This window comes from Nocardioides sp. QY071, from assembly GCF_029961765.1.
Taxonomy (GTDB): domain Bacteria; phylum Actinomycetota; class Actinomycetes; order Propionibacteriales; family Nocardioidaceae; genus Nocardioides.
The window spans coordinates 3965229-3980770 of the sequence record NZ_CP124681.1 but is presented as its reverse complement, the minus strand read 5'-3'; the positions used below and the strand labels follow the sequence as shown (position 1 = coordinate 3980770).

Below are 15542 nucleotides of genomic sequence, written 5' to 3'. Positions count from 1 at the left end.
CCAGTGCCGGCCGGGGAATGCCGGCGGCGGCGCGTAGGTTGGTGAAGCATGGCCCAGAACTCCACCCCCCACGTCGCCGACTTCTGGTTCGACCCGCTGTGCCCGTTCGCCTGGATCTCCTCGCGCTGGATCCTCGAGGTCGAGCAGGTCCGTGACATCGAGGTCCGCTGGCACGTCATGAGCCTCGCGTACCTCAACCAGGACCGGGACATCCCCGACGACTACCGCGAGATGCTGGCACCGGCGTGGGGGCCGGTGCGGGTGCTGATCGCCGCCCAGGAGCAGTACGGCGACAAGGTGCTCCGTCCTCTCTACGACGCCTTCGGGCAGCGGATCCACCTCGAGGGCCGCAAGCTGCACGAGCAGCCCGACGGCGGCCTCGCGCTGATCGCCGAGGTGCTCGACGAGGTCGGCCTCGACGCCGGCCTGGTCGAGGCGGCCACGGACGCGTCGTACGACGCCAAGGTGGCGGCCTCGCACCACGAGGGCATGGACGCGGTCGGCGACGACGTCGGCACGCCCACCATCCACATCGACGGCGCCGCCTTCTTCGGCCCGGTGCTCTCGAGGATCCCGCGCGGCGACGACGCCGGGCGGCTGTGGGACGGCTGCGTGGCCGTCGCGTCGTTCCCCTACTTCTACGAGCTCAAGCGGACCCGCACCGGAGACCTCGACTTCTCCTGATCGGCGACACGCGGCGGCGGCGCTTCCGGGCGCCGGGGTCGATGACGCATGCTCGGGAGTCATGACGTTCTCGGACCCGTCCCTGCGCCGCCGCGACCTCGCCACGCTCGGGGCCGCGGCCGCGGTGCTGCCGCTGGTCGGGTTGAGCGCGGCCCCGGCCGCGGCGCGCCCCGACGGCCGGCTGCGGCTGCGTCCCGACGAGGGCGGGGTGGGGAGGGCGCTCGACGTCGCGCTCACCCCGGACCCGCAGGTCGCGGCGCGCGGCGCCGTGCTCCGGACGGCGGAGCAGCGCACCGACCGCTTCGCGCTGCTCGGCGTCACGTGGGCGGCGGGGTCCGGCCAGGTCCGGGTCCGGGTGCGTGGGGCCGACGGCTCGTGGAGCCCGTGGCGCGGGGTGCCCGCGCTGCGCGACCTCCCCGACCGCGGTACGACCGAGGCCCGGTCCGCCCCGGCCGGCACCGAGCCGCTGTGGGTCGGCGACAGCGACGGCGTCCAGGTCGAGGTGACCGGCGCCGTCGAGCGCCCGGTGCTCACCCTGGTCGACCCCGGTGACCACCCGAACGACCCGGTCGACGCGCGCCCCAAGCGGCACCGCTCGCTGCGTCCCCGCATCCGCAGCCGCCGCTCCTGGGGAGCCAAGGAGCGGTGGGCCACCGGCAAGCCGAAGCGGGTCAAGACCGTCGAACAGGTCCACGTGCACCACACGGCGACCGGCAACGACTACCGCAAGCGCGACGTGCCCCGGATCCTGCGCGCGATCTACCGCTACCACACGAAGACGCTGGGCTGGTCCGACGTGGGCTACAACTACTTCGTCGACCGGTTCGGCCGGATCTGGGCCGGCCGCCGCGGCGCCGACGGCGACCGCGACACCCGCGGCGCCCACACCCTCGGCTTCAACCACACCTCGGTCGGGATCGCCGTGCTCGGCAGCTACCAGGAGGCCGCGCCCACGCCTAAGGTGCTCGCCGGCGTCGCGAAGATCGCCGCCTGGAAGCTGAGGAAGTACCACCGCGACCCGCTGGCGACCACGCCGGTGCTCTCGCACGGCAGCGACCTCTACCCCAAGGGCACGGTCGCCACGCTGCCCGTCATCGACGGCCACCGCGACACCAACGACACCGAGTGCCCGGGTCAGTACCTCTACGCCGCGCTCCCCGACATCCGGCTGCGGACCGCCCGACGGATCAAGCGGTCTCGCCGGTAGGTGCCGGCTGCTGCGCGACGCGACACACGGGCGCTGGCGGCGTTGGCGTCGCTCGATGGGCGGTCAGGCACGACTTCGCTCCGCCGCCTTGCCATCACCCGCGTCTCGCGCCGCTCGCGACGCCGTCACCCACCGGCGAGATCGCTTGGGTCGCGCCGCTGACAGCAGCCGGAGCGGACGACCCTAGGATTCAGGGCATGACGCACGTCCTCTCCGCTGTCGCCTGGCCCTACGCGAACGGCCCCCGCCACATCGGCCACGTGGCCGGCTTCGGCGTACCGTCCGACGTCTTCAGCCGGTACCAGCGGATGGCGGGCAGCGACGTCCTCATGGTCTCGGGCTCCGACGAGCACGGCACGCCGATCCTGATCGCCGCCGACGAGGCCGGGATGACCCCGCAGGAGCTGGCCGACAAGAACCACCGGCTCATCGTCGAGGACCTGGTCGGGCTCGGCATCAGCTACGACCTCTACACGCGCACCACCACGCGCAACCACCACGCGGTGGTCCAGGAGATGTTCCTGGGGGTCTACGAGAACGGCTACTTCGTCGAGCAGACGACGTACGGCGCCATCTCGCCCTCCACCGGCCGCACCCTGCCCGACCGCTACATCGAGGGCACCTGCCCGATCTGCGGGTACGACGGTGCCCGCGGCGACCAGTGCGACAACTGCGGCAACCAGCTCGACCCGCACGACCTCATCGACCCGCGCTCGAAGATCAACGGCGAGGCGCCGGAGTTCATCGAGACCCAGCACTTCTTCCTCGACCTGCCGGCGCTGGCCGACGCGCTGCAGGCCTGGCTCGACGAGCGCGAGGCGACCGGCCTGTGGCGGCCCAACGTCATCCGGTTCTCCAAGAACATCCTCAAGGAGATCCGCCCGCGCGCCATGACGCGCGACATCGACTGGGGCATCGCGATCCCGCTCGAGGGCTGGCAGGACAACCCGACGAAGAAGCTCTACGTCTGGTTCGACGCGGTCATCGGCTACCTCTCGGCCTCGATCGAGTGGGCCCGCCGCAGCGGCGACCCGGACGCGTGGCGCGCCTGGTGGAACGACCCGGAGTCGCTGTCCTACTACTTCATGGGCAAGGACAACATCACCTTCCACTCCCAGATCTGGCCGGCCGAGCTGCTCGCGTACGCCGGCAAGGGGGCGCACGGGGGGAAGCCGCGCCAGTACGGCGAGCTCAACCTCCCGACCGAGGTCGTCTCGAGCGAGTTCCTCACGATGGAGGGCAAGAAGTTCTCCTCCTCGAAGAAGGTCGTCATCTACGTGCGCGACCTGCTCGCCCGCTACCAGCCCGACGCCTTCCGCTACTTCGTCGCCGCCGCCGGCCCGGAGAGCCAGGACTCGGACTTCACGTGGGCCGAGTTCGTGCGTCGTACCAACGACGAGCTGGTCGCCGGCTGGGGCAACCTGGTCAACCGCACCGCCAACCTGATCGCCAAGAACTTCGGCGAGATCCCTGCCGCCGGCCCCCTGTCCGCCGAGGACGAGGCCGTGCTCGCGACCGTCGAGACGTCCTTCGACACCGTCGGCGACCTGATCGGCCGGCACCGGCAGAAGCAGGCGATCGGCGAGGCGATGCGCGCCGTGGCCGAGGTCAACAAGTACGTCTCCGACTCCGAGCCGTGGAAGATCAAGGACGACGAACAGCGGCTCGCCACGATCCTGCACGTGATGGCGCAGTGCGTCGCCGACCTCAACCTGGTGCTCAGCCCGTTCCTGCCGTTCTCGGCCAACGACGTCGACAGGGCGCTCGGCGGTGCGGGCGCGGTCGCCCCGATGCCGGCCATCGAGGAGGTCACCGACCTCGACGACCCCGATCGCGGCTACCCGATCATCACCGGGGACTACGCCGGCTTCCCCTCCTGGGGCAGGCACCCGGTCGAGGTCGGCCGCGCCGTCGCCAAGCCGACCCCGGTCTTCGTCAAGCTCGACCCGACGGTCGTCGAGGAGGAGCTGGCCCGGCTCGAGAGCTGAGTGATGAGCCGTCGTCCCCGAGTGGTCGCCGTCGCCGTCGCCGTCGCCGTCGCGACGACGGTGGTCGTCGCTGCGCTCGGCGGTTTGGCGTGGGTGCGTGCCTCGTCGTCCGACGACGCGGCCGCCGCAGCGAGGCGTTACGTCGACCTGGTCGCCTCGGGCGACGAGGACGAGCTCGCCGGCCTGGCGGCGATGACGGCGGAGGACACGGCTGCGCTCGACGATGCGGCCGGACTGCTGGCCGCCGCGGACGAGCGGATCGACGTCGTGTCCATCGGTGACCCCGTGGAGAGCGACGACGTGGTCGAGGTGGAGGTGCGCTACCGGCTCGCGGGGGAGGAGCACACCTGGCCACTGCGGCTCGGCAGAGTGGGCGACGACTGGCGCATCTCCTCCCCGATGGTGGGCTCGGTCGCCTGGGACGAGCCGGGCGTGCGGAACGTCGACACCGACATCCGTCTCGGCGGCACCGTGCTCGAGCGGCGGCCGAGGGTGCAGGACGGCGACGGCAGCGGGGAGAGCGTCCAGCCGCTCTACCCGGCCGTCTACGGCGCCGAGAAGCGGATCGACCCCTACTTCACCTCCACGCCCGCGCCCGTGGCGGTGCTGCCCGGTGCTCCCACGGCCGAGCCGTCGCTGCCCCTGGTGGCGACCGACGCCACCCGGCAGGCCCTCGCCGCGGACTTCACCGCGAGTGCGGACGCCTGCGGCGGCCCCGAGGCCTTCGCCCGGTGTCCCTTCTTCGACCTCGTGCAGACGGCTCGCGCCGGTGGTGACCCCTCTGCGCCGGGCTGGTGGCGGGGGCTCGTCGGGACGCCGACGGTCGCGGTCGACTCCGTCCCCGACGGCATCACGGTCACGGGCGCCTTCCGCTATGCCGCCCGCGGTGGAGTGCGCACGATGAGGTTCACCGCGACCGGTCAGATCGGGTTCGAGGCGGTGCGCCGGACGCCGACACTGGCCGGACTCGAGGTGGCGCAGGCCGACTGAGGGCTGCGATCGCGGGACGTTCCCGGAAATGGGCTTGAGCCGACGCGGTCGCGGACGCGAGGATCGGCCATGCCCATCGAGCACGACGTCTGGTTCACCGAGGACGCGGGGGAGTTCCTCGCCCGGACGGGCGACCACCTCGCCCAGGAGCCGGTGACCGGCACCGTGGTGACGACGATCGCCCAGCGGATCCGTGAGACCGGCCGCGGCGGCCTGGTCCACTGCTGGTTCGCGGTGGTGACCGGCCCGGACGGCGCCATCACGGGGATCGCGATGAGGACGGCGCCGTTCGCGCCGTACCCCGTCTACCTGCTCGCGATGCCCGACGACGCGGTCGCGGCGCTGGCGGCGGCCGTGCTCGAGCGCGGGGAGGACGTCGGAGGAGCCACCGGCCTGCGGCCTGCGGCCGACCTGTTCGCCGCCGCGATCGCGGACGCGACCGGGCGGAGTGTGGCCAACGGCCTGCACCACCGGCTCTTCGAGCTCGGCACCCTCGTCGACCCGCGCCCGGTCCCCGGGCGACTGCGGCCGGTCCGCCCCGACGAGGCGGAGCTGGCGCTCGCGTGGGTCCAGCGGTTCTTCGCCGACGCCGACGAGCAGGCCGGTCGCCCGGCCGGGCACGACGGCGAGGCCGCGGCCTTCGGCATCGACGACGTGCAGCGCAAGCTCGCCGAGGACGTGCTGTGGTTCTGGGAGGACGCCGAGGGCCGGGTGGTGCACCTGATCGGCGCCAACCCGCCGGCGTACGGCGTGAGCCGGATCGGGCCGGTCTCCACGCCGAAGGAGGAGCGCGGCCGCGGTTGGGCCGGTGCGGCGGTGGCCGAGGTGTCGCGGCTGCTGCGCGAGCGCGGCGACCGGGTCATCCTGTTCACCGACCAGGCCAACCCGACCTCGAACGCGCTCTACCAGGCGCTCGGCTACGAGCCGGTGGTCGACACCGTGCGGATCGACATCGGCTGAGTGCCCCTAGGGCGTGTCTCCCGCGTCAGCGCCTGCTACGCGGCGTTTCCGACTCGATCTGGCTGCGTTGGCGTCGCTCGACGTGCCATCCGGCACGCCATCGCTCCGCCGCCTTGCCAGATCGGCCGGAAACGCCGCTCGCGACGGCGCTGACGCGGGAGACACGACCTAGGGTGCGGGCATGGCCCTCCACCCCCAGGCCCGCGCGGCGATCGCCAACGCCGCCGGCGAGCTCGCCGTCACCGACCCCGCCTTCGACATCGCCGCCGAGCGCGAGCGGGCCCGGGCCGCCGCTGCCGGTCAGTCGGGGCCCGAGGTCGCCGAGGTGCGCGACGTCGACGCGGGCGGCGTACCGGCCCGGCTCTACCTCCCGGACGGGTACGACGCCGTGGTCGTCCACGCGCATGGAGGAGGGTTCGTGCTCAACGATGTCGAGGTGCACGACGCGGCGGTGCGGCGGTTCGCCGACATCAGCGCGATGGCGGTGCTGAGCGTCGACTACCGGCGACCACCGGAGCATCCGTTCCCCGCGGCGCCCGACGACCTGTCCGCGGCCGTGGCCTGGCTCGACGAGCAACCGGGACTGGCCGGGTTGCCGACCTTCGCCCACGGTGACAGTGCCGGCGGCAACCTCGCCCTGGTCGCCGCGCTGCGCCACCCCGGTCGCTTCGCCGGCGTCGCGCTGGTCTACCCGTTCCTCGACCCGACGGCGTCCTTCGACTCCTACCGCAGCGCCGCCGACGGCTTCGAGCCCGCGGAGGCCGCCTGGTACTGGCAGCAGTACGCCGCCACTCCGGCCGACCTCGAGCACCCCGATCTCGCACCGCTGCGCTCCGATGCGCTCGGCACGCTGCCGCCGACCCTGGTCACCACGGCCGAGCACGACCCGCTGCGCGACGAGGGCGAGCACCTCGTTCTGCGTCTGGCCGAGGCCGGCGTCGAGGTGGTCGGTACCCGCTACCTGGGCCAGGTCCACGGCTACTGGCGCCACGCCGAGGTCTTCGACGCCGCCGAGCCGACCATGTGGCAGGTGGCCGGCTGGATGCGGATGCAGGTGGGGCGGATCAGCCGGGGTCGATGACCTCGAGCGTGCCGTCGTCGCGCTGCCACAGGCTGGCGATGTGCAGCTGCCGGGTCCGGCCGACCTGGTCCCAGGCGTGGTAGATCAGCCGCAGCGACTTGTGGTCCACGAACGCCGACGCGCCGCCCGGACCGAGCCGTCCGCTCGAGGCGCTCGACATCAGCGGCTCACCGCGGTTCTGGCGCACGCACGGTCCCTCGGGGCCTGCGCAGATCGCGTACCCGGTCGCGTAGTCGGCCCGCTCCCACGAGTTGCCGGAGTAGAAGAGATAGGTGACGCCGCGGAACTGGACCATGCTCGGGTTCTCGATGGTGTCCCCCTCCCACGGCCGGTCGAGGGTGAGCAGCTCCCGGGTCTGCGAGCCGTCGGCGAAGCCGGTGCCGTCGGCGTTGAGCCGGCGGACGAACAGACCGGCAGGTCGCCGGTTCACAACACCGGAGAACTTCCACAGCAGCCACGGCACGCCGTGCTCGTCGACGAAGACGTCGGGGTCGATGACGCCGAGCTGGGCCTCGTCGTAGCAGATCGGCTCGCCGACCGGCCGGAACGGACCGGCCGGGGACGGGCCGCGGGTCAGGCCGATGCAGTTGTGCCGCTGGCCGCCCTGGGTGCCCGCCGGTGCGGCGTACGCGGCCGTCCAGCCGTTGCCGACCTTGCCGACCCCCGGCGCCCACAGGTCGCGACCGCCGTCGCCGCTGCGCACCCAGCCCGCCACCTCGATCGGGTCGACCCGGCCGCCGCCGCTCGTCGCCAGCGGTGTCCACGTCGAGAGATCGCGCGAGGTGAGCGTCGGGAGTCGCAGGTGGGAGGTGTTGGTGGCGTAGGCGTACCAGCGCCCGTCGTACCGGAGGATGTCGGGATCCGCGAACACCCCGCGGTACGCCGTCCCCGGCTGCCAGCGCGTGCTGCTCCCCGCCACCCGCACCGGCGCCGGCCGCCGTTGCGCCGGCAGCTGCTGGGCCAGCCGCTCGGCGAGCTTGGCCAGGTCCTGCATCTCGCCGGCGAGCACGTCGCTGGGCAGCGCGGTCGGCAGCGCGCTCGCCTCGGGGATGAGCGGAGCCTCGCTCGGCGTGGGCTTCGCGGCGGGGGAGTCGCCGGCGGCCGAGCACGCCGACAGCGCCAGCATCGCCGCGACCACTGCCGCTGCCAGTCCCCGACGCCCCACGCTTTCCTTCCCTCTCGCTGGTACACCCTAGATGAGTAAGTCCAAGGGATCGTGCAAGCGAGCGGCGCTCAACGCGTGCGCTGGCAAGGCGCAGGCGCGAAGGCATGCTGGGTGCACGTCGAGCGTCTGCAACGCAGCCAGCGTGCGTGGTGAGCGTCGCGCAGCGTGCGAGCCCTTGGACTTACTCATCTAGACTCAGCGACGCCATGAACGAGCCCGTAGCGCGCCCAGCCGAGACCTTCGACGAGGCCGAGGACGCCCTCCTGTCCCGGTGGCCCGAGACCCGGCTGGAGCCCTCGCTCGACCGGATCCGCGCCTTCACCGAGCTGCTCGGCGACCCGCAGCACGCCTACCGCTCGATCCACCTCACCGGCACCAACGGCAAGACGTCGACGTCACGGATGATCGACGCGCTGCTGCGCGCCCTCGACCTGCGCACCGGCCGGTTCACCAGCCCCCACGTCGAGAAGATGAGCGAGCGGATCAGCGTCGACGGTGAGCCGCTCGACGACGAGGCGTTCGTCCGCGCCTACAACGACGTGGCGCCCTACATGCCGCTGGTCGACGCCGCCGAGGCACACCCGCTCAGCTTCTTCGAGGCCGTCGTCGGGATGGCGTACGCCGCCTTCGCCGACGCGCCCGTCGACGTGGCGGTCGTCGAGGTCGGGATGGGCGGCTCGTGGGACGCCACCAACGTGATCGACGCCGACGTCGCCGTGGTGACGCCGATCGCGGTCGACCACGCCAACTACCTCGGCGGCACCGCCGTCGAGATCGCCCGTGAGAAGGCCGGGATCATCAAGCCCGGCGCGGTCGCGGTGCTGGCCCAGCAGAGCGCCGACGTCGCCGCGGTGCTGCTCGAGCGCGCGGCCGAGGTCGGCGCGACGGTCGCCCGCGAGGGCCTCGAGTTCGGCGTGGTCACCCGTGCCGCCGCCGTCGGCGGCCAGGTCGTCACCCTCCAGGGCCTGCGGGGTCGCTACGACGACGTCTTCCTCTCCCTCTACGGCGCCCACCAGGCGCAGAACGCCGCCACCGCCCTGGCCGCGGTCGAGGCGTTCGTCGGCGCCAGAGACGGGCACAGTGAGCCGCTCGGCGACGACATCGTGCGCGGCGCGTTCGGCGAGATCACCTCGCCCGGCCGGCTCGAGGTCGTGCGGCGCAGCCCCACGGTGCTGCTCGACGCCGCCCACAACCCGCACGGCGCCGAGGCCGCCGCGGCCGCGCTGGACGACTCCTTCCAGTTCGACCCGGTCGTCGGCGTGATCGGCGTGATGGCCGACAAGGACGCCGAGGGCCTGCTGGCGGCGTTCGAGCCGCACCTCGCGCAGGTCGTGGTCACCCAGAACTCCACCGAGCGGGCGATGCCGGCCGACCAGCTCGCCGTCGTCGCGCGGGAGGTGTTCGGCGAGGACCGGGTGAGCGTCGTTCCCCTGCTCGGTGACGCGATCGACGCCGCCGCCGCGCTCGCCGAGTCGGAGAGCACCGACGCGCTCAGCTCGGGCGCGGTGCTGGTGACCGGCTCGGTGGTCACCGTCGGCGAGGCCCGGGTGCTGCTGGGGGGCCGCAAGTGAGCGACGAGCGCGAGAAGTCGCCCCGCCGCGGCATGTGCGCCGCCGTGCTCTCCCTCGAGGCGATCGCGGTCGGCCTGTCCACCCCGGTGATGATCGGCATCTCCGACATCCGGCCCGCCGTCGCGCTGCCGCTCGGCCTGGGCCTGGCCGTCCTGTGCGTGCTGGTCGCCGGGATGCTGCGCCGCGAGTCGGCGTACCTCCTCGGGCACGTCCTGCAGGTCGGCGCGGTCGCGCTGGGCTTCCTCGCGCCGCTCATGTTCGTGGTCGGCGGCATCTTCGCGCTGCTCTGGGGGACCGCCTACGGCCTGGGTCGCAAGATCGAGAACGAGCGGGCGGCGGCCTTCGCCGACTACGACCGGCAGCATCCGAGCCCGTGAACTCTGAGTGCTGGTGACCGCTGGGTAGAGTGGCGGCGTGCCAGTGATCATCGACAAGCTCCTCCGCATCGGAGAGGGCAAGATCCTCCGCCAGCTCGAGGGCATCTCGAAGGCCGTCAACGCCATCGAGGACGACTTCAAGGCGATGTCCGACGACGAGCTGCGGGGCATGACCGACGAGTTCCGCAAGCGCCTCTCCGAGGGCGAGGACCTCGACGACATCATGCCGGAGGCCTTCGCCACGGTCCGCGAGGCGGCGCGCCGCGTCCTGGGCCAGCGTCACTTCGACGTGCAGGTGATGGGCGGTGCGGCACTGCACCTCGGCAACATCGCCGAGATGAAGACCGGTGAGGGCAAGACCCTCGTCTCGACGCTGCCGGCGTACCTCAACGCGCTCGAGGGCAAGGGCGTCCACGTCGTCACGGTCAACGACTACCTGGCCAAGTTCCAGTCCGAGATGATGGGCCGCGTCCACCACTTCCTCGGCCTGACCGTCGGCGTGATCCTGCCGAGCATGCGCCCCGACGAGCGGCGCAAGGCCTACGCCTGCGACATCACCTACGGCACCAACAACGAGCTCGGCTTCGACTACCTGCGCGACAACATGGCCTCCTCGCTCGAGGAGTGCGTGCAGCGCGGCCACAACTTCGCCATCGTCGACGAGGTCGACTCGATCCTCATCGACGAGGCCCGGACCCCGCTGATCATCAGCGGTCCGACCCAGGACGAGGTGAAGTGGTACGGCGAGTTCGCCAAGATCGCGCAGAAGCTCACCAAGGACGTCGACTACGAGGTCGACGAGAAGAAGCGCACCATCTCGGTCCTCGAGGACGGCATCACCAAGGTCGAGGACCACCTCGGCATCGAGAACCTCTACGAGTCGGCCAACACCCCGCTCATCTCCTTCCTGCACAACTCCATCAAGGCCAAGGAGCTGTTCCGCAACGACAAGGAGTACGTCGTCATGGAGGGCGAGGTGCTCATCGTCGACGAGCACACCGGCCGCATGCTGGCGGGACGCCGCTACAACGACGGTCTCCACCAGGCCATCGAGGCCAAGGAGGGCGTGAAGGTCCGCGAGGAGTACCAGACCCTCGCCACCGTCACCCTGCAGAACTACTTCCGCCTCTACGAGAAGCTCTCCGGCATGACCGGTACGGCGCTCACCGAGGCCTCCGAGTTCGACAAGATCTACAAGCTCGGCGTGGTCCCGATCCCGACCAACAAGCCGCTGCTGCGCAAGGACCAGCCCGACCTCGTCTACCGCACCGAGGAGGCCAAGTACGACGCCGTCGTCGACGACATCGTCGAGCGCCACGAGAAGGGCCAGCCGGTCCTGGTCGGCACCGTCTCGGTCGAGAAGTCCGAGTACCTCCACCAGGCGCTCACCAAGCGCGGCGTCGCCCACTCCGTCCTCAACGCGAAGGTCCACGCCGAGGAGGCGAAGATCGTCGCGCTCGCCGGCCACAAGGGCGCGGTCACCGTCGCCACCAACATGGCCGGCCGAGGCACCGACATCATGCTCGGCGGCTCCTACGAGTTCCTCGCCGACGCCGAGCTGCGCAAGCAGGGCCTCGAGCCCACCGGCGAGACGGCCGACGAGTACGACGCCGCCTGGCCCGCGATGGTCGAGCGGATGAAGAAGCAGGTCGAGGCCGAGCACGACGAGGTCAAGGAGCTCGGTGGCCTCTACGTCATCGGCACCGAGCGCCACGAGTCGCGCCGCATCGACAACCAGCTCCGCGGTCGTTCCGGCCGCCAGGGCGACCCGGGCGAGAGCCGCTTCTACCTGTCCTTGCAGGACGAGCTGATGCGGCTGTTCAAGTCCGACTGGGTCGACCGCGTGCTGCTGCTGCTCAAGATCCCCGACGACGTCCCGATCGAGAACAAGCGGGTCACCAACGCGATCGCCAACGCCCAGGGCCAGGTCGAGTCGCAGAACTTCGAGTCCCGCAAGAACGTCCTCAAGTACGACGACGTGATGGACCGCCAGCGCAAGGTCATCTACGGCGAGCGCCGCGAGGTCCTCGAGGGCGTCGACCTCGAGGAGCAGATCCGCACCTTCATCGACGACGTCGTCACCGGCTTCGTCAACGGCTCGCTCGACGAGTTCGCCGAGGAGTGGGACCTCGACCAGCTGTGGACCGACCTCAAGCAGTTCTGGCCGGTCTCGATCTCCTGGAAGGACCTCGTCGAGGAGGCCGGCACCCAGGCCGCGCTCGAGAAGTCGCACCTCATCGACGCCCTCAAGGAGGACGCGCACGCGGCCTACGACCGCCGTGAGGAGGAGGTCGGCGACGAGGTCGCCCGCGAGCTCGAGCGCCGCGTGCTGCTCTCCGTCCTCGACCGCAAGTGGCGCGAGCACCTCTACGAGATGGACTACCTGCGCGAGGGCATCTACCTGCGCGCCTACTCGCAGCGTGACCCGCTGGTCGAGTACCAGCGTGAGGGCTTCGACATGTTCGCCGCCATGATGGACGGCATCAAGGAGGAGACCGTCGGCTTCCTCTTCAACCTGGAGGTCCAGGTCGAGGACGACGACGAGGAGGAGATCCACTACCACGCCGACGGCACCGCCCACGCGGGCCCGATGCACGAGGGCGCGTTCGCCGAGCCGCCCGTCGGCGTCGGCCTCGGGGCCGGCGGCGAGATGGATCTCGCCTCCATCTCCTCCGAGCTGAAGGCCGCCGCGCCCAAGGTCACCGCCAAGGGCCTCGACGCCCCCAAGCAGCCGCAGAACCTCACCTACTCCGCGCCCGACGAGACGGGTCACGAGGAGGTCCGCGGCAGCGGCGCCGCGTCCGCCGGCGACGACGAGTTCGGCGACATCGGCCGCAACGCGCTGTGCCCCTGTGGCTCCGGCAAGAAGTACAAGCGCTGCCACGGCGCGCCCGGTGGTCCGACCGGGATGGCCTTGCGCGGCTGATGCTGGCAGGGAGTTTCACCGGCTGACCGGTGAAACTGGCGCTTGGACGAGGAAGCATCCTCGTCCAAGCGCCAGTTTTGTCGTCCAACCCCCGCCAGTTTCACCGGTCGACCGGTGAAACTGGCGTGAGCTCACTGCAGGCTCGTGCGCGGCTCACCGTTGAGCAGGCCGGTGCCGGTGCGGACGCAGGCCCCGCCCCTCGGCGTACCCGAGTTGTAGGCCTGACGCACGCACGAGCGCACCGCGAGCTGCCCCCAGTAGTTCGGGTGCAGCGACTCCTGGATGAAGTACGGCGAGTCGCCGGCCGTGGTGACCGTGCGGATCTGGTTCACCCACTCCGTGCGGTCCACCGCCCCGGCGCTGGTCCAGCTCGCCAGGCCGACCTCCTCGTAGAGCCCGACGCCGGACTCGCACAGCCGGCGGCCGTTGAAGGTGCCGGCCAGGTCGAGCACCTTCGCGTTGGTGATGCCCGCCTGCGTGATCGCGCCGGTGACGGTGTTGTTGATCGTCGGCAGCGCCGAGCTGTTGGCCCAGTCGGCGTCGGCGTTCCAGAAGCCGCAGCCGCCGGTGTTCTGCCGGGTGTAGCCGCTCTGGCTGTAGCGGAAACCCGCACCGCCCGGGATCGGTGACGGGTAGGTCTGGACGAGCATCGTCCACTGGCTGTCGTCGTACCCGGCGTTGCGCATCGCGGTGCGGACGTTGGTCAGCGCCCCGGCGATGCGGGTCCTCACCGCGGCGATGTTGGTGCTGGTGAAGTTGCTGGTGACGCTGCTGTCGTCCTTGCAGTAGTCCTTCCACCACGACGGCGAGAGCAGGAAGTCCTGGACGCACTGCTGCACGATGCCGGCGAAGTTGAAGTCGTTGCCGCCGATCGACACCACGACCATCCTCACGTTGCTGGTCGTCGCCAGGGTCTGCAGCGCCCGCGCCTGCCCGACGCCCTCGCTGCCGCTGTAGAAGTCGAGGCCAGGCTTGAACGTGTCCCCGGTCGCCGTCGCCGTCTTGGCGCCCGAGCAGGCCAGGTTGACGCTCCTGACCCCGCCGCCGATGTGCACCTCGGCGCTCTTCGACCGGTGGCAGCGGTTGATGGTCTCGCCGGTCCCCGAGGCGTTGTCGTAGTAGGCACTCGGGCCGAGCGCGTCGGCCCGGGCACTGCTGCTGTTGGACGAGCCGGCCCACCGGCCGGCCTCCCCGGAGATGTAGGAGTCGCCGACCGACACCACGGTCGGGGTGCCGACCCCCGGGCCGTCGGCGTGGGCGGGGGATGCGGTGAGCGGTGCGACGAGCGCGGCTCCGGTGAGGGCCAGGGCGGCCGTGAGGGTACGGATCATGGCGGAAACGTAGTGACTCAGATCACATCTGAACAGGGGTCACATTCCGGAGGATCTCTCACGAGAAGTCGAGCGCGGTGCAGATCCACCGCTGGTCGGACCTCTCGAAGCGCGCCGCGATGGCCCGCGAGCGCTCGCCGTGGCGCACGTGCACGCCGCACTCGACCACCTCGTCGGTGATGAAGCACGCGTGCACGCTCTGCACCCGCGGCCGGACCGGTTGGACCCGGGCCAGCCCGGGCTGGTGACCCCCGGCGCGGGCGACGAGCAGGGCGCGACGGTGCAGGTCGGCGTACACGTCGCGCGTGGTCCAGCGGACCAGCTGGGAGACCGGGCGGTCACCGCCGACGATCTCGACGGCCGCCTGGACGAAGCGGTGGGTCCACTCCTCGATGGCGTGGCGCAGCCGCTGGTCGATCGGTACGACGACCGCCCCCGGCCGCGCGGGCGGCCGGTGTCGCGACCGGGCCGGTGCGCGCGGCGGGGACTGGCGGGGGAGCAGGGCGAGGGCGAGCGTGCCCTGGGTGGGGCTGACCGGGACCGGCACCCGGAGGCCGACGAGCTCGTGCGGGACAGCGGACATGGTTCCTCCTGGGTGGGCGGGTCAGTTGCGCGGCAGGCGGAGCATCTGCCCCGGCTGGATGAGGTCGGGGTCGGGGTCGAGCCGGTTGGTGTTGAGCGCGCGGACCCGCAGCCAGTACGACGCCACGTCGGCCCGCGACGCCGCCGGGCCGAGCCTCCGCTCGGCGATCCTCCACAGCGAGTCGCCGGCGCGGACGGTGGCGACGTCGGTGGCGAGGGCGCCCTGCCGTGGGGCGACCGGCCGGTCGGGGAGCGGCAGGCCGGCGAGTGCCTCGGCGCTCAGCGGCGCGCCGGTGCCGACCGGGGTGTCGCTGCCGGCGTGGGCGGGTGAGGTGGTGGTCGCGAGGACGGTGGCCCCGCAGGCGGCGAGCAGGGCGAGCCGGACCGGCCCGACGGCCCGGCGCGACGACAGGCGGTCGCGCAGCACGTCGCGGACCACCTCGGTGGTCGCCAGCCAGAGCAGCAGGCCGGCCACCGGGGCGGCGGCCGCGCAGGCCTGCACCAGGACGTCGGCGAAGGTCGGTCCAGGCGCGGTGGCCAGCGCGCGGACCAGGGGCGCCGTCAGTGCGACGAGCCCGGCCTGCGCGGCCGTGACGGTGAGCCAGAGCAGGGTGGCGCGGACGCGTACCCGGCCGGCAGCGGCGAGATCCATCCCGAGAGAACCTTTGCGTTTGCTTCCG

The 15542-nt window shown here is 71.8% G+C and carries 13 protein-coding genes; 9 read left to right on the top strand and 4 right to left on the bottom strand.

Features of this window, described 5'->3' with window-relative positions; genetic code table 11:
• Positions 1-48 precede the first annotated feature (48 nt).
• From QI633_RS19165 to QI633_RS19140, 6 genes are all read left to right on the top strand, one after another.
• Positions 49-684, top strand: coding sequence for a DsbA family protein (locus tag QI633_RS19165; RefSeq protein WP_282426747.1), 636 nt, complete (start codon positions 49-51; stop codon positions 682-684).
• 61 nt (positions 685-745) lie between these two features.
• Positions 746-1891, top strand: coding sequence for an N-acetylmuramoyl-L-alanine amidase (locus QI633_RS19160; protein ID WP_282426746.1), 1146 nt, complete (start codon positions 746-748; stop codon positions 1889-1891).
• Positions 1892-2088: 197 nt separating this feature from the next.
• Positions 2089-3879 carry a methionine--tRNA ligase gene (metG, locus tag QI633_RS19155; protein WP_282426745.1) on the top strand — a complete coding sequence of 597 codons (1791 nt, stop codon included), beginning with the start codon at positions 2089-2091 and terminating at the stop codon, positions 3877-3879.
• Between the two features lie 3 nt (positions 3880-3882).
• Positions 3883-4869, top strand: coding sequence for a hypothetical protein (locus QI633_RS19150; protein WP_282426744.1), 987 nt, complete (start codon positions 3883-3885; stop codon positions 4867-4869).
• A 69-nt stretch (positions 4870-4938) separates the two neighbouring features.
• Positions 4939-5829, top strand: a complete 891-nt coding sequence (locus QI633_RS19145) for a GNAT family N-acetyltransferase (protein WP_282426743.1) — start codon at positions 4939-4941, stop codon at positions 5827-5829.
• 181 nt (positions 5830-6010) lie between these two features.
• Entirely contained in the window at positions 6011-6910 is a 900-nt protein-coding gene (locus QI633_RS19140) for an alpha/beta hydrolase (protein WP_282426742.1), read from the top strand.
• On the opposite strand, the gene QI633_RS19135 is transcribed toward QI633_RS19140, so the two are convergent.
• The gene (locus QI633_RS19135) at positions 6894-8075 is read right to left on the bottom strand and encodes a glycoside hydrolase family 43 protein (RefSeq protein WP_282426741.1); all 1182 of its coding nucleotides are present in this window, start codon (positions 8073-8075) and stop codon (positions 6894-6896) included. The genes QI633_RS19140 and QI633_RS19135 overlap by 17 nt on opposite strands.
• Before the next feature lie 206 nt (positions 8076-8281).
• Between QI633_RS19135 and QI633_RS19130 the strand changes: the two genes are divergently transcribed.
• Genes QI633_RS19130 through secA form a run of 3 tightly spaced genes read left to right on the top strand, consistent with a single transcriptional unit; the run spans position 8282 to position 12949 of the window.
• Positions 8282-9646, top strand: a complete 1365-nt coding sequence (locus tag QI633_RS19130) for a folylpolyglutamate synthase/dihydrofolate synthase family protein (protein WP_282426740.1) — start codon at positions 8282-8284, stop codon at positions 9644-9646.
• Complete coding sequence (locus QI633_RS19125; protein ID WP_260805855.1) at positions 9643-10023, top strand: DUF4233 domain-containing protein; 381 nt, start codon at positions 9643-9645, stop codon at positions 10021-10023. Before QI633_RS19130 ends, QI633_RS19125 begins: the two co-directional genes overlap by 4 nt.
• A 37-nt stretch (positions 10024-10060) precedes the next feature.
• Positions 10061-12949 carry a preprotein translocase subunit SecA gene (gene secA, locus QI633_RS19120; protein WP_282426739.1) on the top strand — a complete coding sequence of 963 codons (2889 nt, stop codon included), beginning with the start codon at positions 10061-10063 and terminating at the stop codon, positions 12947-12949.
• A 131-nt stretch (positions 12950-13080) separates the two neighbouring features.
• Here secA and QI633_RS19115 read toward each other — a convergent pair whose 3' ends face one another.
• Genes QI633_RS19115 through QI633_RS19105 form a run of 3 tightly spaced genes read right to left on the bottom strand, consistent with a single transcriptional unit; the run spans position 13081 to position 15514 of the window.
• Complete coding sequence (locus QI633_RS19115; protein WP_282426738.1) at positions 13081-14280, bottom strand: hypothetical protein; 1200 nt, start codon at positions 14278-14280, stop codon at positions 13081-13083.
• Positions 14281-14338: 58 nt separating this feature from the next.
• A complete protein-coding gene (locus QI633_RS19110; protein ID WP_282426737.1) occupies positions 14339-14863 on the bottom strand; it encodes an Rv3235 family protein in 525 nt (174 codons plus the stop codon).
• 21 nt (positions 14864-14884) lie between these two features.
• Positions 14885-15514 carry a LysM domain-containing protein gene (locus QI633_RS19105; RefSeq protein WP_282426736.1) on the bottom strand — a complete coding sequence of 210 codons (630 nt, stop codon included), beginning with the start codon at positions 15512-15514 and terminating at the stop codon, positions 14885-14887.
• Positions 15515-15542 lie beyond the last annotated feature (28 nt).

Excerpts from the sequence above, each read along its gene's own strand:
- QI633_RS19165 (WP_282426747.1), top strand. The coding sequence starts at position 49 with ATGGCCCAGAACTCCACCCCCCACGTCGCCGACTTCTGGTTCGACCCG.
- QI633_RS19160 (WP_282426746.1), top strand. The coding sequence starts at position 746 with ATGACGTTCTCGGACCCGTCCCTGCGCCGCCGCGACCTCGCCACGCTC.
- metG (WP_282426745.1), top strand. The coding sequence starts at position 2,089 with ATGACGCACGTCCTCTCCGCTGTCGCCTGGCCCTACGCGAACGGCCCC.
- QI633_RS19150 (WP_282426744.1), top strand. The coding sequence starts at position 3,883 with ATGAGCCGTCGTCCCCGAGTGGTCGCCGTCGCCGTCGCCGTCGCCGTC.
- QI633_RS19145 (WP_282426743.1), top strand. The coding sequence starts at position 4,939 with ATGCCCATCGAGCACGACGTCTGGTTCACCGAGGACGCGGGGGAGTTC.
- QI633_RS19140 (WP_282426742.1), top strand. The coding sequence starts at position 6,011 with ATGGCCCTCCACCCCCAGGCCCGCGCGGCGATCGCCAACGCCGCCGGC.
- QI633_RS19130 (WP_282426740.1), top strand. The coding sequence starts at position 8,282 with ATGAACGAGCCCGTAGCGCGCCCAGCCGAGACCTTCGACGAGGCCGAG.
- QI633_RS19115 (WP_282426738.1), bottom strand. The coding sequence starts at position 14,280 with ATGATCCGTACCCTCACGGCCGCCCTGGCCCTCACCGGAGCCGCGCTC.
- QI633_RS19110 (WP_282426737.1), bottom strand. The coding sequence starts at position 14,863 with ATGTCCGCTGTCCCGCACGAGCTCGTCGGCCTCCGGGTGCCGGTCCCG.
- QI633_RS19105 (WP_282426736.1), bottom strand. The coding sequence starts at position 15,514 with ATGGATCTCGCCGCTGCCGGCCGGGTACGCGTCCGCGCCACCCTGCTC.